This window comes from Pseudoalteromonas sp. 1CM17D (genome assembly GCF_023161805.1).
Classification (GTDB): Bacteria; Pseudomonadota; Gammaproteobacteria; order Enterobacterales; family Alteromonadaceae; genus Pseudoalteromonas; species Pseudoalteromonas atlantica.
Map to the genome: position 1 here is coordinate 192,318 of NZ_JALNTP010000007.1, position 20,284 is coordinate 212,601.

14 protein-coding genes and 1 riboswitch are annotated in these 20,284 nt (G+C 40.9%); of the genes, 4 read left to right on the forward strand and 10 right to left on the reverse strand.

Annotated elements, in window-relative coordinates:
• Positions 1–238 precede the first annotated feature (238 nt).
• Positions 239–994 carry a LytTR family DNA-binding domain-containing protein gene (locus MSC25_RS13755; RefSeq protein ID WP_248443758.1) on the forward strand — a complete coding sequence of 252 codons (756 nt, stop codon included), beginning with the start codon at positions 239–241 and terminating at the stop codon, positions 992–994.
• Positions 995–1,010: 16 nt separating this feature from the next.
• On the opposite strand, the gene MSC25_RS13760 is transcribed toward MSC25_RS13755, so the two are convergent.
• From MSC25_RS13760 to MSC25_RS13780, 5 genes are all read right to left on the reverse strand, one after another.
• Entirely contained in the window at positions 1,011–1,409 is a 399-nt protein-coding gene (locus MSC25_RS13760; RefSeq protein ID WP_004585995.1) for a hypothetical protein, read from the reverse strand.
• 60 nt (positions 1,410–1,469) lie between these two features.
• Positions 1,470–3,545, reverse strand: coding sequence for a S9 family peptidase (locus MSC25_RS13765; RefSeq protein WP_248443759.1), 2,076 nt, complete (start codon positions 3,543–3,545; stop codon positions 1,470–1,472).
• Positions 3,546–3,706: 161 nt separating this feature from the next.
• On the reverse strand, positions 3,707–4,267 hold the full coding sequence (locus tag MSC25_RS13770) for a chitin-binding protein (RefSeq protein ID WP_248443760.1): 561 nt from the start codon (positions 4,265–4,267) through the stop codon (positions 3,707–3,709).
• Positions 4,268–4,362: 95 nt separating this feature from the next.
• Positions 4,363–4,445: riboswitch (cyclic di-GMP riboswitch) on the reverse strand.
• A gap of 111 nt (positions 4,446–4,556) precedes the next feature.
• On the reverse strand, positions 4,557–7,697 hold the full coding sequence (locus MSC25_RS13775; protein ID WP_004585998.1) for an efflux RND transporter permease subunit: 3,141 nt from the start codon (positions 7,695–7,697) through the stop codon (positions 4,557–4,559).
• Between the two features lie 11 nt (positions 7,698–7,708).
• Positions 7,709–8,893, reverse strand: a complete 1,185-nt coding sequence (locus MSC25_RS13780; RefSeq protein ID WP_004585999.1) for an efflux RND transporter periplasmic adaptor subunit — start codon at positions 8,891–8,893, stop codon at positions 7,709–7,711.
• 290 nt (positions 8,894–9,183) lie between these two features.
• Here MSC25_RS13780 and MSC25_RS13785 point away from each other — a divergent pair, with 290 nt between their 5' ends.
• Positions 9,184–11,694 carry a zinc-dependent metalloprotease gene (locus MSC25_RS13785; protein ID WP_248443761.1) on the forward strand — a complete coding sequence of 837 codons (2,511 nt, stop codon included), beginning with the start codon at positions 9,184–9,186 and terminating at the stop codon, positions 11,692–11,694.
• Positions 11,695–11,736: 42 nt separating this feature from the next.
• Here the strand turns inward: MSC25_RS13785 and MSC25_RS13790 are convergent, their stop codons facing one another.
• The 4 genes from MSC25_RS13790 to MSC25_RS13805 all read right to left on the reverse strand — a co-directional run bounded on the left by MSC25_RS13790 (position 11,737) and on the right by MSC25_RS13805 (position 14,525).
• Entirely contained in the window at positions 11,737–12,525 is a 789-nt protein-coding gene (locus MSC25_RS13790; RefSeq protein WP_248443762.1) for a PhzF family phenazine biosynthesis protein, read from the reverse strand.
• Between the two features lie 19 nt (positions 12,526–12,544).
• Positions 12,545–13,018, reverse strand: coding sequence for a pilin (locus tag MSC25_RS13795; RefSeq protein WP_004586002.1), 474 nt, complete (start codon positions 13,016–13,018; stop codon positions 12,545–12,547).
• Positions 13,015–13,839, reverse strand: coding sequence for a hypothetical protein (locus tag MSC25_RS13800; protein WP_138577363.1), 825 nt, complete (start codon positions 13,837–13,839; stop codon positions 13,015–13,017). The genes MSC25_RS13795 and MSC25_RS13800 overlap by 4 nt, the downstream gene beginning before the upstream one ends.
• Positions 13,840–13,910: 71 nt before the next feature.
• Complete coding sequence (locus MSC25_RS13805; RefSeq protein WP_029773076.1) at positions 13,911–14,525, reverse strand: PQ-loop domain-containing transporter; 615 nt, start codon at positions 14,523–14,525, stop codon at positions 13,911–13,913.
• Between the two features lie 364 nt (positions 14,526–14,889).
• Here MSC25_RS13805 and MSC25_RS13810 point away from each other — a divergent pair, with 364 nt between their 5' ends.
• Positions 14,890–16,023 carry a PepSY-associated TM helix domain-containing protein gene (locus MSC25_RS13810; RefSeq protein ID WP_024033989.1) on the forward strand — a complete coding sequence of 378 codons (1,134 nt, stop codon included), beginning with the start codon at positions 14,890–14,892 and terminating at the stop codon, positions 16,021–16,023.
• A 48-nt stretch (positions 16,024–16,071) separates the two neighbouring features.
• Positions 16,072–17,217 carry a hypothetical protein gene (locus tag MSC25_RS13815; RefSeq protein WP_055255440.1) on the forward strand — a complete coding sequence of 382 codons (1,146 nt, stop codon included), beginning with the start codon at positions 16,072–16,074 and terminating at the stop codon, positions 17,215–17,217.
• A gap of 84 nt (positions 17,218–17,301) precedes the next feature.
• Here the strand turns inward: MSC25_RS13815 and MSC25_RS13820 are convergent, their stop codons facing one another.
• The gene (locus tag MSC25_RS13820) at positions 17,302–20,121 is read right to left on the reverse strand and encodes a hypothetical protein (RefSeq protein WP_248443763.1); all 2,820 of its coding nucleotides are present in this window, start codon (positions 20,119–20,121) and stop codon (positions 17,302–17,304) included.
• Positions 20,122–20,284 lie beyond the last annotated feature (163 nt).

The window sequence follows — 20,284 nt, forward strand, 5'->3', positions numbered from 1 at the left end:
CTATAATGCCCCTGAAATGTTATTTTTGTAACTGGTTGGTTACAAACATTTCAACATTAAGTGGAATAATTTTAAGACACTATGCGCATTATTTAATAGGCACTTAGTCAGGTACAAGCAGCAGGATATATGGGATGAAGGTACTTATCCCAGATTGTTATAAATTAGATTAAATTTTTTAACATTTTTTATTAAATACACGGTCTTTATAACTACACACTCTAGAGATGGATTTTTTATGATTACTTACTTTCATGCACTAATTAGAGTTAGCACGAGCAAATTTGCAACATTCTTAACTCAGCAGGTGCAAGCTCACCGTCACTTTGATTCGCAAACGCAACTGCCCGAGCAGCGTTTAGATCAAATAGATACCTCTCGTTTTAATGTGCTTTTTTACGAATTATCTAATTTAAATGATCCTACTCAAATAGTGCACCTAACTGAATTGGCTAAAACAATGAAAGTGGTGGTGATTGCTAGGTCGGCTGAATTTGCTAATTTTGCGTTTGAAGTCGGCGCAGTCTATTTTTTAACCGTCGATGCAACCGCTTCAAGGCTTGAAAAATGCTTCGATAAGCTTATTCATTTATGCCCATTAGCCACACAAGCCGAGCGCTTGTTTAAAGCCGCATCTGAAAACGAGCAACCCATTGCTGCACATATTGTTGTTAAAGATGTAGGTAAGGTACGTTTAATAGATATTAACGATATTGTATGGATAAACGGTGCGGGTAATTATGTAGAGCTGCACTTTAATGGTAACAGCGCCCCCGTTTTACACCGTGAAACCATGAAAAACATTGAGCAACAGCTAGAGCCTGAAGGTTTTATACGTATTCACCGCTCCACGCTAGTTAGAAAACATGCCATAAAAGAGCTTATGTCAACAGACAGCGGTGACTATAAAGTGAAGCTTAAAAACAATATCTCGTTAAATTTATCAAGAAGGTACAAAAACTGCCTAGAGAGCATTATAAGCCCCGTAGCATAGGGGCTTGTAATTCTATTTACCAGTAGGTTTTAATGTATTCATCGTCTGGGTGTTGATGTAGGTAACTTTCTGAGTCTTTATAAAAGTTAACTTCAATATCGCTGTTGTTCCAGACCTTCTCGAACATATTTTTAGCAATAATGTTTGCATATAAGTAATCTACGCGTTCGTAGCCACGCTCTTTTACGCTGGCAAAGTACGCCTCTAACGAGTCCATGCTATCTACAGTTATTAACTCAAATTCTTCTAAATTAACCACAACACACTTTAGTGCGCCTTTGGGGTGCATACTTAGTTCGTTCACCACGCCATTAGTTAGTAAAGTAATTCCTTCATTATTAAAACTACCCATTAGCTTTAAATACATGGTGGGTGGCTGAGAGCAAATATAAAACTCTCCATGTGCTCTAAACATAAATAACCTTTTATATATCAGTGCTTCATTAAAGCTTAATACATTTTGCGTATTTTGCAGTTAATTTATAAGCGCAATAAAAAAGGCCATTTCGAGGGCTTTTTCTTCAAGGCTTTTAAAACGCCCAGATGCGCCGCCATGCCCTGCATCCATGTCGGTTTTGAATACCAGTATATTGTTATCGGTTTTGAGTTCTCGCATTTTTGCTACCCACTTCATAGGCTCCCAATACTGTACTTGAGAGTCGTGCAAGCCTGTGGTGACTAAAATGTGCGGGTAATCTTGGGCGCTAATATTATCGTACGGCGAGTACGCGGCTATTACATCATAAAAGTGCTCATCGTTTGGGTTGCCCCATTCATCATACTCGTTAGTGGTAAGTGGAATACTTTCATCTAGCATGGTGGTTAACACATCTAAAAATGGCACATGACACCCTACACCTAAGTAAAGCTCTGGCGCTTGGTTTAATACAGTGCCCATTAACAAACCACCTGCACTGCCGCCAGAGGCAAATACTTTGTTTTTATCACCGTAGCCTTGCTCTACAAGAGCCTTTGTAATATCAATAAAGTCGCTAAAGCTATTTTGTTTATGCTCTTTTTTACCTTGCTCGTACCAATGGCGTCCTAGCATTTCGGAGCCTCTAACATGTGCAATCGCATACACAAAACCGCGATCTAGCAAACTCAATGAGGTACTCGAAAAGCTCGGATCTATCGTGTAACCATATGCACCATAGCCATATTGAAACAGTGGGTTAGTGCCATCTTTGGTAAAGGTGTCTTTTCTATAAACTAATGAAACAGGTACTTGCACGCCATCGCGTGCTGTCACGAATAAGCGCTCAGAGGCATAAAGTGCACTATCAAACCCGCCCAGTACTTGCTGCTGTTTTAACAATGTTTTTTTGCCCGTGGCTAAATCAACATCGTACAACGTTCCTGGCGTGGTTAGACTTGAATAATAAATACGTACCGAACGCGCCTGTGGCTCGGGGTTCATCGCCACAGCGGCATAGTAACATGGGTCGCTAAATTCAAGCGCCATGCGCTCTTGAGCTTGGTTAATAACAACAAAGCGAGCTTGACCTTGCTCGCGCTCAGTTAATACTAAAAAGTCGTCAAATATCTCTACGCCTTCAAGCAATACATGCTCACGGTGCGCGGTGTGCTCTTGCCACTGCGTTTTATCTGCAATCGTTTCGCTTGTTGCCGTCATCAGTCTGAAATTTTTAGCTTGCCAGTTAGTTACTATGTAATAAGTATCGCCGTGTTTATCTATATCAAACTCATGCCCTTCTTCGCGCGGTAGTAATGCGTTAAATTCTCCTTGCGGGTTATTGGCATCAAGCACCCAGGTATCGTTTGTTTCGGTGGTGGCCAAATCTATAATAATAAGGCTCTCGTCACGGCTTTTACCCAAGCCCATAAAAAAGCTTTTATCGTGCTCTTCATACACCATGACATCTTGGCTTTGCGCTGTGCCTAGTTCATGCCTAAACACCTGAAAACCCAGTAACGTTTGTAAGTCTTTTTTAACGTAAAATACGGTTTTATTGTCGTTAGCCCAAACAACTTGCCCTTCAGTGTTTTCTAAAACATCGCTGAGCATTTCACCTGTTTGCAGGTTTTTAAAATGTACACTGTAAATTCTGCGCCCTTCGGTATCTTCGCTGTATGCCATTAATTGCTCGCATGGGCTTAGCGCGACTTCACCTAGTTCGTAAAATTCATGGTTTTGAGCTAAAGCATTTACATCAAGTAGTAACTGCTTGTTATCGGTGTTAATACTTGTGCTTCTGTAATGACGCGAATACTCATCGTCACCACGTACCTCTGAGTGATACCAGTACTTACCATCTTTAACCGGCACCGTGTTGTCATCTTTTACGATACGCCCTTTTAGTTCTTCAAAAATACTGTTTTGAAGTGGTTTTATTGCGGCTAGTTGCTCATCGCAGTATGTATTTTCGGCTGCTAAATGGGCGAGTATTTCTGGGTTTTCGCGCTCATCATCGCGCATCCAGTAGTAGTTATCGGTGCGCGTTTTATTGTGCATAGTTAATTGATGAGGTTGCTTTTTAGCAACAGGAAAACGAGCTAATGATTGAGAAGAAAATTCACTTAAAGACACAGCAAAACCGTATAAAAAATAACAATGCAGGCAGTTTATCATAAAAATAAAAAAGCCCACTCATAGAGAGTGGGCTTGAGGTATAAGTCCAAATTTTAAAATTACTGCAATCTTATTCTTGTCATTACACCCATGGGAAGATGGTTTTTATTTTAAAAGCGTTAAGAGACCTTAGTCCAGGCCATTGCCCAGCTTTTTCCGATACCAGGCTCAAAGCTTGGATCTTTATTAGTTCTGCAAAATTGGCTAAATGGCCATGCCTTACATTGGTATATATAACCGGTTTTAGGCTGCAGTACGCGAGTCCCCGCGTTGTATTGTTCACCCCCATTAGGGTATACAAAATCATATGCTTGGTTGGCGCACTTAGCGGGGGTATCGCACTTTGCAATGCAATGAAAATCAACCTTTGCCTTGTTAATACCACTACTTTCTAGGGCAAATATTTCGTTATCTCTATAGCCAACAACCAACCCTTGCTTGGTCATTCTACCTGCACTTACCAGTGGCACATGCACGTTTATATACTCAGCAACTAAGCGTGGCCAAGCATGAGGCTCACCTTGTTCTAAAGAGGTAATTTTATAATCAAACGATAAATCAACAAGCACTCCTTGCATGTCTGAAAAGGTTACACTAACCACATCCCCAATGAATAATTGAGTATGATGGTTTAAACAACCTATAGTTGACCATTTTCCACAGGCCAACGACGTATGCATAAACACAGTAACACCTTAAGAGTCACAAAATTTTATCCATATCATATGGATACACAAAAACGACACTGAGGGCAAGCAATACCGTATAAAAATCATGCAGCAGCCCCGCTATCGTAGTTTACACCTTAGACCGGAAACTTTGCGTCTTAGCCTTTCGACTAATTTGCCAACAGAAAAAAGTGATTATAAAACGTGCGCAAAGCTTATTCAAACAAAAGAATGTAACCGAGATTTTTATATAACCCTAAATAACTAAAAAGCCAACTTGTTAAAGTTGGCTTTTAATAGTTTAAGAGGTTTGGTTTATAGGGGCTTTTCGCCTAAATACTTTTCGAAAAGCCATTTTAAACACGCCGCCAATATCGCCTAAAATAATGTACAAGCACGGCACCAATATAAGGGTGATTAGTGTTGCAAACATTACCGCAAAGCCTAGCGCTACTGCCATAGGGATTACAAACTTAGCTTGTAAGCTGGTTTCAAACATTATGGGCAAAACCCCTGCAAAGGTTGTAATAGAGGTTAATAATATTGCCCTAAAGCGTGCACAACCGGCTTCTATTACCGCGTTTTTAACGCTTACACCCTCTCGGCGTACTTGGTTTACGTAGTCGGTCATTACCAGCGAGTCGTTTATTACTACGCCGGCCGCGGCTATTAAACCAAAGCCCGACATTAAGCTAATGTCTAAATCAAACCAAAAGTGCCCCCAAATAGCCCCCGTTAAACTAAACGGAATAACCGACATAACAATAAGCGGCTGGGCATAACTTTTAAGTGGTACAGCAAGCAATATATAAACTAAAATCATGCCGCCTACAAAAAACAGCAGCTGCTCATTAGCTTGCGCTTGTTGCTCTTCTATTGCGCCACCTAGCTCTGATTTAACACTTGGGTATTCTTCTTTAAGTTGCGGCAGTAAGTTTTCTTTTACTTGCGAAACCACTTCGCCTGGCTCTATAACTTCTTCATCAATACTGCCGTACACATAAACAGTACGATAACCGCCCTCACGGCGAATATAGCTAATACCCGGCGTTTCGGTTAATTCAACCACATCGCCTAAAAGTACTTCACGCCCTTGCGGTGTAGTAACTACAGTGTGTTTTAGCGATGAAAACGCTTCGCGAGTCAGTTTAGGGTAACGTACCATTACTCTTACTTCTTCGCCGTTACGTATTACACGCTGCGCTTCGCCACCATAAAAACTAGCGCCTACTTGGTTTGCAATGTTAGCAAGGTCGAGCCCTAAATCGTAAGCTACAGGTTTTAAGCTCATTTGCACTTCTTTGCTAGCAGGGTCAATGGTCGAGCTTATATCAAACAAGCCTTTTTGTTGCTGCAATAGCTGAATAAAACGACGGCCTGCCGCATTAAGCGTTTCTATATCAGAGCCAAACAGTAAATAACCAAATTCGCCTTCGCCGGTGCCGCCACCGCCGCCAACATCATCTTCAATAGTGAGTGATTTAATACCGGCAATGGTTGGCATAGCTTCTCGCCAGCGGCGCGAAAGTTCAAACGCGTTATAAGGGCGTAAATCTTCATCAACCAACGGCGCAAGTAACTGAGACTCCGTTCTGCCTTGGTTAAATACCAGTACATCACGAATTATTTTTTGGCCAAATTCACGCTCTGTTTCTTCATCAACTCTTAACACCATGGCTTCTACTTCACGAATAGCTGCAATAGTTTGTAAATCAGACACATTGTCATTCATTTCTATTTGAATTTGCGGAAAATCATGCGGCACTTTAGGAGTGGGTACAGTGCGTACTTTATTTGATGTGATCAGCGCAATGCTTATAAAAAACATAGCAATAAAGCCAAACAATACTGTCCAACGCCAATCTACACAACGCGATATAAAACGCTTATAAGGGCCATTTACAAAACCAAAAAAGCGGGTATTAAACCTATCGCGCCAGCCCCCTTTTTTAATAGGTGAAAAGTGCGTGTGGGCAATGTGCGCCGGTAAAATAAGTTTTGATTCAACTAAGCTAAATACTAAACACAGCATAACTACTACAGCAATACCGTAAAAGAAGGCGCTTTCTGGCCCGCTTGAAAGTGTAAACGGGGCAAACACTGCAATGGTTGTTAGTACACCAAATGTAGCAGGGGTTGCTACACGGTTAGCACCACGGACGACGTTTTCAACTCCGCCTCCGCTTTTTTCAACCTCAGTATAGGCGGCCTCACCTATTACTATGGCGTCATCTACCACAATCCCGAGCACCATAATAAAAGCAAACAACGAAATAATATTAATGCTTATACCAAATAAAGGCATTAGCATCATGGCGCCTAAAAAGCACACTGGTAAGCCAATCATTACCCAAAGCGCTAATTTAAAGCGCAAGAATAACGAAAGCATAATAGCGACTAATATTGCTCCTTGAAACAAGTTAGCTTTCATCATATCAAGGCGCGCATTTAGGTAGTACGTCATGTCCATTAATGGCTCTAACCTAACGCCCGGTGGCAGCTGGGTATTTTTTTGCTCAATAAATGCTTTAACCGAATCGGCAACGGGGATCATGTTTTGATCTTGCGTTGCCTTTACCGACATATACACTGCGTTTTCGCCATTAAATTTAAAGTAGCGCTCGCCTTCGGTAAATTGGTCTTTAATAACAGCAATGTCTTGAAGCAATACTTTAGCGCCGTATTCGCCTATTTTTACCGGAATTTGCCTAAACTCATCGCCGGAGTAATACTGGTTTTCAACCCGAACAGAAATAATCCCTGCATCTGTTGTTAGTTGCCCCGCCGAAAAATTAGCAGAGTAATTACGCACAGCGGTCATTACATCGCTTAGGGTTAAGTTGTATTGGCGCAAAGTGTCTGGTTCGATTTCAATGGCAATTTCATCAAGCGGCACATCGTTTTCTACCAACGACACGTTTGATAGCTGTAATAGCTCATCTTCAATTTGATTGGCAATTGGTTTGAGTTCTGTCAGCGGCAAATCAGCAACTAAGGTCATCCCTATAACATCTTGTCTAAACTCAATCTGACTTATGGTGACAGGTTCCATACCTGCAGGAAAGGTTGCAATACCATCAACGCGCAGCTTTACCTTATCAAGTACATCGGTAAGCTCTGCATCGGTGTTAATTTCAAGGCTTGCTCTACCGCCATTTCTAAAGGCGCGGTACACGCCCTTTTTAATTTCGGTCACATCCTTTAGTGATTCTTCAATTTTTATAAGAATGCTTTCTTCAATTTCTTGTGGTGAGGCACCGGGGTAATTTGCCTCAACATTAATGTAGTTAATTTCTACATTAGGAAACATTTGGCGCTGAATGGTTAAGTAACTAATAATCCCCATGATGATGATAAAAACCATCATTAGGTTGGCTGCAACAGAGTTTTTAGCAAAATAAGCTATTAGCCCTGTTTGTTTTTTTTCAATTGATTCGCTCATTAATTTACACCTTACAACTGTTGCGCATCAGCGCTACTTTCGGTGTTTGTATTAGCGTTACTTGGCTCGCCCATGCCAGCCACTTTAACCTGCATGCCTTTTTGTGGGTACTCAGGTAACGTGGTAACCAACTTATCATCGGCGTTAAGTCCGCTGCTAATATAAAAGTACTCGCCTTCTTCTCTCACTACGGTTACTTTGCGCGGTTCAAGCTCTTGGTTTTCGTTAACTATCCACACCGTTTGGTTATTAACTAATGATTGCGGCAAACGGTAAATATTATTAAGCATGGCACCTGCAAAATTAACCTGCACGTAGCTGCCAAATTTAATAGCCGGTTGCTGTGTTTTTAAGGCGTAAGGGTCTTCAATACGTACCACTAAGCTGCTCATGCGCGTCGCGTTATCTACAATACCTAAGTCGCGGTCAATCACGCCTTCACGTGTAAAACTGTTTAAACCTTTTTGAATAATAGTGGCCTTAATGCCCTTAATTCGCTCCGGTAAAAATACGCTATCAAAACCAGCAATAGGAATAATAACCTCTGCTGTTTCTATATTATTTAAATCGGCCACTTGTGCGCCCATAGCCACAAACTGGCCTACCCCCACATTGCGGCTTATAACAAGCGCATCGTAAGGTGCTTTTATATCGCAGTTTTCTAAATCGCGTTGCGCTCTTTTTAATGCGGCTTGCGCCGATTTAACCGCGGCTTGGGCGCTTAGCACCTGCGGTTTACGTAAAAACAAGTCAGTACGTGCCTTACTCGGAAAACGCTTTGCTTCGTCTTCGGCTACTTTTGCCTGCGCTTGCTCTTCAATTAAGGCCGCTTTTGCGCGCGCTAAATCGGCTTCGGCTACCAATACGGCTGCTTCGTAGTTGTCTTTTTCAATGCTAATAAGTGTATCGCCACGAGAAACCACGCCACCCGCTACAAAGTTAGGGTGCCAGCTAATTACTTCGCCCGACACCTGCGCCGCCAACTGCGTATTTTCTAATGGTTTTATTTCGCCATAGCTGTTTATTATTACTTGATGATTATTAGCTTCTACAGGCTCAACTTGCACGGTGGGGCGTGTATCTACTGCTGTTTTACTTTGATCTTCTTGTGCAATAGCGTTTATTCCCATAAAGCCCACTACACCAATGGCTAATGCTACAAATGGGAACACCCATCTCAGTGAATTTGATTGCATATCCTAATTACCTCATATTTCTACTAACACTATAATAACAGAGCGCAATAAAACATTAACCTGACATTTGTAAGCAACTGTTACAAATCAAATTGGGAACTAAATATAGCTGTGTACCCGTTAACAAACACCTGCTATTCATCGCATTTATTATATTTTGTTACAAACTTTTACTATTTAAAATCAACAAATTACAGGTTTAAGCTATTATTTCATCGAGAAGGTGTGCGAACAAATTTTAATTTACGTACAGTCACACTAAATAAATAACAGCGAAAAAGATTATTACAATGAAATTAACAACCCTTGCGCTAACACTTAGTGTAGCGCTTAGCGGCCACGCATTGGCTAGCGATAAAAAAGAAGACAAAAAACCACCAACCCTAAGCGAAATGGTCGAAGGGCAAACCGAATTTTCAGGTATTTTTAATTTATACCAAGACCCAAAAACCGGTGAGCACTTAATGGTGATCACCGAATCGCAGCTTAATACCCCTTTTGTATACTTTGCCCATACAGTCGACGGTGTCACTGATGCTGGGCATTATCGCGGTGCCTATAGAGAAACCAAGCTTATTGAGTTTAGAAAATACTTTGACCGCATAGATATAGTTAGCAAAACCCCTCGCTATAAATTTGATCAAAACAGTGCCATTGCCAAAGCAAGCAATGCCAATATTAGCGAAGCCGTTTTAGCCAGCATTAAAATAGAAAAAGAAGAACAAGGAAAAATAGCCTTTAAGGTCAACAAGCTATTTTTAAGTGAGGCGCTACACAAGGTATCGCCAACGCCAAACCCAGCCGATAAAAAAGCTAAAAAACGCTTTAAAGTGGGTAAATTAAACAGCAAAAAGTCGCGTATTGTTAAGCAGCGTCCTTACCCAAATAACTTAGATGTGGTTGTAGATTACGTATTTAGTAATGCCAGCCCCACCGTGCGTGGTACAAGCGCAGTAAGCGACCCGCGCAATGTCTCTGTAAAGGTGCAGCACTCTTTTGTTGCATTACCAAAAAACGACTATAAACCACGTAAAGATGACGCGCGCATAGGCTATTTCACCAATCAATTTGATCTAATGACCTCGACCGATTGGGCACCGTATGAAGATGTTATTAAACGCTGGGACCTACAAAAGAAAAACCCTAGTGCTGAGCTTTCTGAGCCAGTAAAGCCAATTACCTGGTGGATAGAAAATACCACCCCAGTAGAGTGGCGCGACACAATACGCGATGCCGTACTTACCTGGAATAGCGCTTTTGAAAAAGCCGGTTTTAAAAACGCACTAGAAGTTAAAGTACAGCCCGATGACGCAACCTGGGATGCTGGTGATATTAACTACAACGTATTACGTTGGACATCATCACCTAAACCGCCATTTGGTGGCTACGGGCCGGCTCTTGCCAACCCGCTAACAGGTGAAATACTTGGCTCAGACATTATGCTTGAGTTTGTGTTTATGAAAAACCGCTGGATTTACGACACGCTTTACACACAAGGCACAATGAGCCACGGCGAAAACCTGCACACAAGTGGCGATTTAAATTGCTCACTAGGCCATGAAATTCAACAAAACCTATTACTTGCTAAAGGCTTAGCAACAGGTGCCTCGATTGATGACAATGAAATGATTCGCCAAGGTTTAACTCAGTTAATTCTTCATGAAGTAGGCCATACACTAGGCTTAAACCACAATATGAAATCGTCTATTTTGTGGGATGAAAAAGAGGTTCATGATAAAACCAAAACCCAAGGCATAGTTACAGGCTCAGTGATGGATTATGCGCCGGCCAACATAGCACCCATTGGTGTGCAGCAAGGCGATATTTTTCAAACCAAGCCAGGCCCTTATGACGACTGGGCTATAAACTATGGCTACAGCACAGCCCTTGAAGATGAAGCCGCAGAGCGCGCACGCCTAAATACTATATTAGCGCGCTCTAGCGAGCATACGCTTGCCTTTGGTAACGATGCCGACGACATGCGCGCACCGGGTCGCCATATAGACCCACGGGTAATGATAGGCGACCTTTCATCAAACCCTGCAGCCTATGGCGCCGACCGTATGGCGCTAATTAATAAGTTATTTACTGAGCTAAAAGATAAAGCCACAGTAAAGGGTGAGTCTTACCAACAACTGGTTACCTCAGCTAATAGTTTATTTGGCCAATACCGCTCGCAAGCGGGCATTGTTTCTCGCCAAATAGGTGGCGTATATGTTGAACGTGCAGTTGTGGGCGACAAGCATGCTGATAAACCCTTTACCCCAGTACCGCTTGAGCGCCAAACACAAGCAATGAACATACTTGCTAAATATGTATTTGCGCCAGATGTACTCACTAGCATGCAACCACTGTATAACTATTTACAGCAACAGCGTCGTGGTTTTAGCCATTATGGTAAAAATGAAGACCCTAAAGCGCACAAAATGATTTTAGGCATGCAAAAAACAGTACTTGCGCAATTGCTGCACCCTGCTGTTATGCTGCGTATTTCAGACACCGCGCTGTACGGTAACGAATATAGCCTAACGCAATTTATGGACGACCTAACTGCCAGTATTTTTGTTGATAGCAAAGAGAGCACGTCTGTTAGCCGCAATCTACAAATAGAGTATGTAAATCAGCTTATTGCTATTGCAGGCCTAGGCAAAGCCAGTAAACACGACAATTTGGCAAAAACTGCCGCGCTCTATCAGCTAACACAAATAGCTGATACAAGCGTAGGATGGGGAGCCGATACAGCAACTAAAGCGCATAAAAAGTATATTGATCACTTAATAGCTAAAGCGTTAGAAGCTTAATTAACTAAATCAAACAGGCCACGTAATACGTGGCCTGTTTATTTATAAATAAATTGTGCCTTTTAAATACCGCACAGCGTTACCGGTTAAGGTCACTGTATTTTCGCCTACTTCGCATTGTATAAAACCACCACGGCTTGAAGCCTGATACGCATTTAATTTATTTTTACCTAATTGCTGCGCCCAGTAAGGGGCAAGGCCGGTATGAATAGAGCCCGTAACAAAGTCTTCTTCGCCGCCACTTGCTGGCCAAAAATAACGAGACACAATATCGTACTCAGCAGAGCTCGCTGTGGCGACCACATCAAGTGGATATAAGGCTTTTAACAAATCAGACTCAGTGGTCAAATCATTAATTTGTTGAGCATTTTCGTATATAGCAAAATATGCTTGGCGATTTTTAAGCACCTTAACTGGTTGTATAGACAACCCTTTCAATAGCGCATCGGGTACCGCTTGTACTTCATCTGGCGCTTGTTTAGGAAAGGTCATAGCAAAACTGCCATCGCTATTTTTATTAACAATAAGCTCCCCTACAGCCGCGGCGTTAAAGCGCACTTGGCTAAGGTTGTGCTGCTCGCATAAAACATACGCGGCAGCGAGCGTAGCGTGGCCGCAAAAATCTATTTCCATTAATGGCGAAAACCACCGTATTGCAAAACTGCCATCTGCCAAAGGGCAAGTAAACGCAGTTTCAGAAACATTATTTTCAGCGCCAATATTAAGCATTAACTCATCACTAAGCCACGACTCAAGCGGGATCACAGCCGCGTAATTGCCTTTAAATAACTCGCTGGTAAACGCATCAATTTGATGGATGGTGAGTTGCATAGGTTCCCCCCTAAATTAGTTATAAACAAGCCGAAGGTAATACATCTTTAGGTACTGTCGTTTTATTTTCACCCACAGCTTGCATCCCTACAACAGGTTCATCAAAACCACATAACCATGCAATAGGACTTGTGGGGCTATTAGTAACGACTGCGGGTCTAAAAGTTAAAACTGTATTTTGCAAAGGCTGCGAGGCTTTATTCCCCAAGCTAATGTTAATTGCACCGTTTTCTATGGAAATACCTGTCACTCGATTTCCTATTAAATATTTACTTTCAGGCACGTTTGCTTGTTTATTATTTTTAGGAAACTCTCTGTTTTCAATGTAATACGTAGTTACGTCTTCTCTAATTACTGCGGCCATAGCAAGCGGATCAACAAGTTCAGCTTTTTGCATATATTTACTGTATTGAGGTAAAGCAACGGCCGCCAAAATACCAATAATAGAAATTACGACCATCAATTCAATTAGCGTAAATCCTTTTGACTTCATAACACTTCTCCTAGCATAAAAATTGGTTGATAAGCCGCTTTCACAAATAAGTAAATTGACACAACAATGACTAATCCATACAGAATAACTAGCTTATTTATAAAGCCTTTAGCCTGCAAATTAAATTGTTCCAGCAGCTGCTCAAGTAACACTTTAAACTCTTCATGAGTTTCGTAGCCTAACGAATCACACTTAGCCAAATGTTTAGTTTCGACTATTGCGGCGTTTTCATCCTCTTTGAAATTTACCGCAAAGTTAAGCGTTGTCATTAGGCGATCGTATTTCTTAATTAAACTGCGGGGAAGTAAAGCTTTTGATAAACCAATAAAAGGCTGCGAGTCGGTTAAAGCGCATGCATTTTTAATTTTAAAAATTACTATAAAAATAATGCTTTGCAGTAAAACCAATAGAATAATTGGCACATACCAATAAGAAAAGTAATCACCTAAGGTGTGCGCGGAAGAAGCCATATGATTGCTATATATCTCTACAAATGTAGGAACAACAAAAGACTGATATAAAAGCGAAGAAAAAACATAAATAAAAAAAACAGCAGTTAAATAGCTAAAAATGCCTTTGTGCTCAAATTTATACCCGCTAACTAGCTGCGGTACACATTGATAATGCAGGGCTTGTTTTTGCAAAATACCTGCATCTTGCAGGGCAAATTTTGCTGCAAGGCAATTGGCTAATTTACTGTCTGCGTATTTATTAGCATAAACGGCTAAATACGATTGTGTGGTTAGCTCTTCTTTTTGTGCGGCACTTAATGTTTTAGAACTATAGACACGGCAAATGTAGCCAAACTGATTCCAATTCATACTTTATCCTTTTATTTGATAAAGTAACTTGCCACATATTTAGCACAATATAAATAGAAGACGATTGTTTTTTAAGCCATTGCGGGGCGCATTTTATAATATTGCATACATGCAAATTGCACGGCATTTGTAAGTAGTAGCATAACAAACATTAAAATATGCGAGGTGCTGGGCATAGCACTGCTTAGCTCTACAAATAAGCCACAGGTACCTGCTACAAACTGCAAGCTAAAGTAGCGGGCGCTTAAATTGCTAATATTGCCACTGCGTAAGGTTTTGTACGTTTGCGGCATAACCCGCACTGAGCTCATTACCAGCCCTACGTATGTAAGGGCGTTGAGCACCGATGATGTTTCTAAGCTTTTATTTAACAGCAATAAAAAAGGTAATAACGAAAAGCCAAGCATAGCCACAAGCTGTATACGTTCTGCTTTTGCGGCGTTATAGCGTGCAAAGTAATATAAAATTAAGCCACTTAGCGCCCCAGTTACAAAAAATGGTAAAGCAATAAAGTAGCGTTCAAAATAAATATTGTAGGTAATAAAGTAGAGGCTTTGCGCTAAACCAAAGGTCATCATTAATAGTGATAACCCCGACACACTGCGATTCTTTCTAATTTTGCTCAATAGCGGTAAAAAGCTAAAAACTAAAATAAAAGCCGACAAAATAGGTAGATAGTGCGCCAAAACAACCTCGCTCGTTACTTAAATGTTAATATAAAACCCGCCTGAAACAATAAATAAACATATGTTTTTAAAAGGGTTTTAAAGTGAGCGCGCATTGTAATGATGAATACATTTTACTCAACAAATTAGCGTAAACCTATATTAGGCACTGGCAAGATAGCTGTACAAAAAGCGTTACTTTAAGTGAACACCAGAGCCTCTTTGCATTTAAAAGTTACCAACCTTACACCACAGCTTAAACACATTTTACTCTAGAGATCGGCTCGCTCTAAAACAATTATTGTGCATTCATCGCACAACTATGAAATAGAACTGATAATTGTTATCATACGCAGGTCCGTGGCAATTACACAAAAAATAAACTATGAGAAAAACACTTTTTAAAATTCACAGCTGGGTAGCCCTTATAGCGCTTATTCCGCTGCTTGTTATCAGTATAACTGGTAGCGTTTTGGTATTTAAAAGCGAGATTGACGGCTTACTAATGCCAGACAGTCACTTTGTTGTACAACAACAAGCCAACCGCTTACCTATTGATACACTTATAACAAAAACTCAAAAAACCTACCCTGAGTATGTCGTAGGTAGCTGGGAAATATTTAACGATGATACTGCTGATCGGGTTTATTTAATTAAACGCGGTACAGAGGACTGGTATAAATTTCATTTAGATCAATACACGGGCAATATTTTATCGGAGCCAGTAGGCACTAGCCATTACTTTACCGACTGGTTTTTAGACTTGCATTACACCTTTTTACTTAACGATTTAAAAAGCTTACCAGGGCAAACTGGCACTGTTTTAGGGTTCTTTTTTGCGGTGTTTTTTTTAGTACTGGGTATTACAGGTCTTATTATTTATCGTAAGTTTTGGCAGCGGTTATTTAGCGTACGCTGGCGTGCAACTCTGCAAATAGTACTTAGCGACATTCATAAAATGACCGGTGTAATTGGCTCGCCAATTATTATAATTTTAGCCATCACCGGCGGCTACTTTAATGGCGCGGTGTGGTATCACGAAGTAATTGAACACGCAGAAGAAGAGCACTTTGTATTAACTAAAAATTTATACAATGAAGAGATTTCTTTTCAGCACGTACTTGATGACAGCCAAAAGCAAATACCCACCTTTAATGGTACGTTTTTAGTAATGCCGCTTGAGCCAGACGAAAACATAACGTTATTTGGTGAGGTTGATACCAGCAACCCGCTTGCCAGTGAATATGCCAATACCGTGACTTACAATAAGCTAACGGGCGAGCATATGGCTAACTGGGACATTCGCGAAGTGGGTGTAGGTTGGCAAGTAATTGATAGCTTTAGAAAACTACACTTTGGTTATTTTGCAGGGCTCATTAGTAAAATAATTTGGTGTGTTATTGGTTTAAGCCCCGTTTGGCTTGGCGGTACTGGCTTTTATTTATGGTTTACTCGCCGTAAGCGTAAAAAACAGTCTCAAAAAAACCGCTTAAGTAAACACCGCACTGTAAGTGCTTGATTAAAAAATCACCTCACTGTAATGTTAAAAATCACAGTGAGGTGATATATGAAATATTTAGTTTTTACACTTAGTTTATTGCTAACTGCTTGCAGTAGCACCCCGCCCGAAGCGCCAATTAAAAAAGTACAACTTACCCATATAATAAATCACTCGCTGTTCGAGCAGGTTAAAACACCTAGCGAGCACAGTATTTTTGAGCTGTCGGAGCCTGAAAAAAGCGCGTTTTTAGCCTACGCACACTCACGTTTAAGCAATGTTCGCGCTGATGAAATTATTTTTAATTACCTGCAAAACCAGCTCACCAACTTTAAGTATGATGGCGCCACCCTCACAGCCCAACAAGCGATTGAACGCTCAGAAGGTAACTGCATTAGTTTAGCCATACTTACGCAAAGCTATGCGCAGCTTTTAAATCTCGAAACCAGCTTTCAAGAAATGACGAGCGAACCTGTGTATGCCAAAGAAGGCAATGTAATTTATGTTGCTAACCACTTTAGAACGAAAATTTACGCCCCAAAAAAAGAAACAGATGAAGATATTATTGTAATAATTCGCGCAGGCACGTTAATTGATTACTTCCCCACCCGTGGCAGCTTTTATTCAGGCAGCGCTACGTATAACGATTTACTCTCTAATTTTTATAGCAACTTAGCCGCCACGGCACTAGCCGAAAACAATCTCAATAAGGCTTACTCTTTAATTATGCAAGCCAACCGCTTTACCCCAAACGATGCAGAGCTGTTTAATATAGCCGGCGTGCTGCACCGCCGTGCAGGCGATTTAAAAAGCGCTCACATGATTTACCAAACCGCGCTTGATAGAAACGATATAAGTATAAATTTAATTAATAACTATCGAATATTAGCAAAAGAGCTGGGAGATAAAACACTAGAAAAACGCCTTACAAGCCAGCTTGTTGATAAAGAAAAAGATCCCTACGAGCTACTCGTTATTGCTAAAAATAACTTACATCAGGGCAAGGTCACTCAAGCTAAAAAACAACTCGAACTTGCCATTGCAAAAGCCCCTTATATATCGGAGCTCTATTTAGAGCTGGCTAAAATTCGCTACCAACAAGGTAACACAGCGCAAACACAAAGCTTGCTTGAAAAAGCCATCCAGTATGAGCGCAATAAAGAAAGGCTAAACGTATATCAAGCTAAGCTTGCGTCGCTAAACAAGCACAATTAACCACCTTTATTTTAAATTAGTTTAAACGCGGCTTTTGCTAATGCACTTATTACACAAGTGCATTAGCGTGTTATAGCAATTTACTTAAAGCGAGTAGTAAAAGCTAAACCAGCCGCGCATTTCATCCTCAAAGCTATCGCCTTCTACGCGGGATAATCCCATATTAAAGGTTAAATCGTTCACACCGACTGGGCCTAATCCAAAGCTAAAATTGCCTTGATACTTTAAACCATAACTTTGTGCGTATACCGCATCATCTACCTGATGCTGTTTGTAATAAAGCCATGGCATGCCTTCTTTAAAACTAAAACCACCGCCATAACCCATGTAGCGCTCAGCAGTTGTGCTATAAAATGGCAGCTCTGATGAAAGCACAAACTCACTATTTTGGTGCTCGCTAATTAGGTTTGAGTTAAACCCGCCTAGCGCTAAGCTGCTATCATCGCGCTGCTTTTGAGTAAAATTAATATAAAGCGGCACATCAAACGCTTTACCAAATACTTTGGCCGCTAAATCATAGCCATCCCAATTATTGTTTTTACTGCTGCCATCGTAATACTGGGCATTAACACTTTGCCCTATAGCAAATGCTTGGCGGTCGTACTGCCAGCTTTGTGTAATGCCTATACGTGCCCATTTATTATAGTCTTGCTTATAATCGGTATAGTTATAAGCCAGCTCTGGCGTTATGCTAAACGCCGCGTATTTAATCGGGTAACTTAAGGCTGCAAAACCACCTCGTGCAGATACATCTGCATTTTCGCTCGCTTGGTATTGTTTTGCGGTATTTAAATCATAATCAAATACACTCAATTTAAGCTTAACTGGCAGTGCATTGTATTTTGCCTGGGCGTATCCGCCATGCAAAGCATCATCATTTAAATCAACACTATAGCCCGCTTGAAGGTCTAACTGTTTAAGTAAGTCACTACTTTTAATATTTATATTTAAAGCACTTGAAGCGGCCGAGTAATACTGTGCGCCTAGCGCTAGGCTCGCATGCTGATCAAGCACATCGTAGCTGCTTTGTTTACCTACATTTTCGCTATATATTTTTGCTTTAGGCAAAGTGTACTGATCAACCAAAAGCAGTGGCGCGCTATTATCAAGTGCTAAATCAGTGATTATTTCACCCTCTAGCGTACTCGGTAGTCGCTTTACATTAGGCCCATCAGCAGTAATAGATAAATAAAGTAATGCTCCTTCGTTTGTTTCTAGCGGGTGGGCAACGGCTTCTTGGCCCTGGGTAAATTTAGTTAATGTGCTACTTGCAATATGGTAGCTATAAATATCAGTTGAGCCTTTTAAGCCGGCTACAAAGTAAATTTTTTCTCCGTTTTTACTAAAGCTGGGTTGGCTAAGGTATTGATACCCATTTGGCATAGGCACGGCTTGGCGAGTATTATTGGCAACGTCTTGTATATACAATTGCCAATTCTCATTTAAATTGGCTGATACATAAGCTAATTGGGTTTCATCAGGGCTAAAAGTTGGGTAGTCGTAAGCTGTTTTTAAGCTTTTAGTAAATAAAGGGGTAATGGTTTGTGTTGTTAAGTCTACTTTTACTAATTCTGAGTAGCCACCACGTACTTGCTCGGCGTAAAGGGTTTCTCCATTGTTTGTAACACTAAAGCGGCGTAAGCCAGCAAGTTTAGTTAACTGCTCAACTTTTCCGGTTTCGGTGTTATAACTAAAAATATCAGACACTTTGTTATAAATACCCGTCTCTTCACGTGTATAAGCATTAAAGTAAAGTGTACTGTTATTTACCCATTGTGGATTAGCAATTCCCGCTCTGTTTATTTGATTTAATACGTGCTTTTTCTCACGTTTAAATACACTCGGGGCGTTATCGGGTATATCCAATGCATCGTTTTCTAATAGCGCTTTTTGTGCTTTTGTAAATTCATCTTCAGCTTTAGTATTATCCTGCGTACTATAAATAATAAGCTTAGTTTTTTTATCTTTATCGCGCTCAACAATCGCAAGTTTACTGCCATCTTTTGAAAGCGCAGGGTTGCTTGCGTATAAGTTAAGCTTTAACCACAGCTCGCTGTTAAGCGCAGGCTCATGCTGTTCTTTTGCCATCGCTTTATAGGTATATTGTGCAATAAAGCGGCCATATAACTTAGCCGCACTTTGGCCAAATATCCCAGTAAAGGCCTCGTTAAAATCACGCTTTTTAACTGCCTGCATACGTGTCCAAACGGCATCGAGCATTTGCGCTGAATAAGTTTGCTCTAGCCAATTTAAAAACCGGCTGCCCATTAAGTACGCCATAGAGCCAGCCATAAAACCGCCCTCTGTATCGCTTAGCTGGCTATAGCTAGGCAATGCCCCCTGCTGAGCAAACTCAATTAGCATTGACTCAGTGTAGTTATCAAATAGTCGCCCTCGGCCCGTCATTTTTGACTCAAGTAAGGTTGCATAACCTTCGGCTACCCAGCGCGGCATATCACTGTAAGTTAAGTCGTAAATATCCCACACACCCCGTATTTTTTGCTGCCACGTGTTGCGTGTGGGCTGCGCTAAATGCACTAAGTGAATATATTCGTGCAATATCAGCAATTGCTGCCAGCCACTAATGTTAGAAACCACCGTATCTGATTGCGGGGGCGTGGTAAAAAGGGCCATTAAAGGATTATTAGAAGTAGGTAAAGCAAAGCCGTTGGGCGCATTTAGGGGATCAAACACCACCACATCAACTACTTTATCGAGCGCTCGGTTTTGCTGCTCAAGCACTTTGGTGCGCACTATTTCAAGTTCGACCGCTGTCGATTTAGCATAATCGGCGTTTTCGGTGCTGTAATGCACATTAAAGTGCTCGGTATGAATAGTTTGCCAATCAGCAGCTAAGGTAGGTGTGGCTAATAACAAAGAGGCAGCGATGAGTGATTTTTTCATAATAATCCTTTAAATGATTGATACCACTTAGAGTATTATTAAACCAACTAATGTTGCAGTAAAAAAATGTAACAAAGCTTATGAAAGTGTATAATTTATAAGCTTTTAAATTTAGCAATGCCTTGTTTTACATGAAAAATCAATAACGCCGTTAACGCTTTAT

Bases quoted from the DNA above. Each gene is read 5' to 3' on its own strand.
- MSC25_RS13770 (WP_248443760.1), bottom strand. From the start codon at position 4,267: ATGCATACGTCGTTGGCCTGTGGAAAATGGTCAACTATAGGTTGTTTA.
- MSC25_RS13760 (WP_004585995.1), bottom strand. From the start codon at position 1,409: ATGTTTAGAGCACATGGAGAGTTTTATATTTGCTCTCAGCCACCCACC.
- MSC25_RS13800 (WP_138577363.1), bottom strand. From the start codon at position 13,839: ATGAATTGGAATCAGTTTGGCTACATTTGCCGTGTCTATAGTTCTAAA.
- MSC25_RS13815 (WP_055255440.1), top strand. From the start codon at position 16,072: ATGAAATATTTAGTTTTTACACTTAGTTTATTGCTAACTGCTTGCAGT.
- MSC25_RS13820 (WP_248443763.1), bottom strand. From the start codon at position 20,121: ATGAAAAAATCACTCATCGCTGCCTCTTTGTTATTAGCCACACCTACC.
- MSC25_RS13755 (WP_248443758.1), top strand. From the start codon at position 239: ATGATTACTTACTTTCATGCACTAATTAGAGTTAGCACGAGCAAATTT.
- MSC25_RS13785 (WP_248443761.1), top strand. From the start codon at position 9,184: ATGAAATTAACAACCCTTGCGCTAACACTTAGTGTAGCGCTTAGCGGC.
- MSC25_RS13810 (WP_024033989.1), top strand. From the start codon at position 14,890: ATGAGAAAAACACTTTTTAAAATTCACAGCTGGGTAGCCCTTATAGCG.
- MSC25_RS13780 (WP_004585999.1), bottom strand. From the start codon at position 8,893: ATGCAATCAAATTCACTGAGATGGGTGTTCCCATTTGTAGCATTAGCC.
- MSC25_RS13790 (WP_248443762.1), bottom strand. From the start codon at position 12,525: ATGCAACTCACCATCCATCAAATTGATGCGTTTACCAGCGAGTTATTT.
- MSC25_RS13795 (WP_004586002.1), bottom strand. From the start codon at position 13,018: ATGAAGTCAAAAGGATTTACGCTAATTGAATTGATGGTCGTAATTTCT.
- MSC25_RS13775 (WP_004585998.1), bottom strand. From the start codon at position 7,697: ATGAGCGAATCAATTGAAAAAAAACAAACAGGGCTAATAGCTTATTTT.